The organism is Halorubrum sp. Atlit-26R (assembly GCF_003666015.1).
Lineage (GTDB): Archaea > Halobacteriota > Halobacteria > Halobacteriales > Haloferacaceae > Halorubrum.
Genome location: NZ_QPLT01000255.1, coordinates 1 through 661, shown reverse-complemented (window position 1 = coordinate 661; position 661 = coordinate 1). Strand labels below are relative to the sequence as shown.

Here is a 661-nt window from a genome sequence, read left to right as displayed (position 1 = left end):
AGAATACCATCTTCACAACCGAGTCTGAGGCTGTAGTTCCTGTGATGGGCAAGCACAGTATTTCGAGCTCGGACCCCGAGCTGGTCTCATCAGTCTACAGTGAGTTCGACTCCAGATTCGAAGCCGCCGAGCAGTATCACCTTCGAGCACCTGCCCTCCCAGTAGTGAAAGAGACGCTCCGGGAGGAGATTGGCGACGATGTCGCAGACGAACTCAACGAAGTCCTCGCACACGCTGAAGAGATTTCCAACAGCAACGAATACCTCAGTATCGTCGAGATCATGCTCATCCTCGCAGCCCGCAACGAGATCCTCCTCTACGACATCTCGAAATGGGGAGAGGATGCGGATATCGCTTCGAAAGCAACCTTCTCACGGGCCAAATCAGCACTCGAAGATGCTGGCCTCATCGAGACTGAAAAAGTCCCGATAGATTTCGGTCGCCCCCGACTTCGGCTTATCGCAACCGACGAGCTCGCGACAGCAGACCTGAAAACAGTCTCCACCGAGATCCAGTCTCTACTGTAGCATCCGCCCCACGATAGCCCGACTATGGAGACGGAAATACGGTACTTCTCCGACTCAAGCACGAAATGAAGCAGTCAAAATCACTGCGTAGAGGGTGTGAAACATATTCTATGACACACAGTCACCAGATCAGT

General features: G+C 53.1%; 1 protein-coding gene. It reads left to right on the top strand.

The features are described 5' to 3' along the window. The coding region (locus DVK07_RS20425) for a DUF5821 family protein (RefSeq protein WP_121598580.1) at nucleotides 1-527 on the top strand (527 nt) is incomplete at its 5' end. Nucleotides 528-661: the final 134 nt, after the last annotated feature.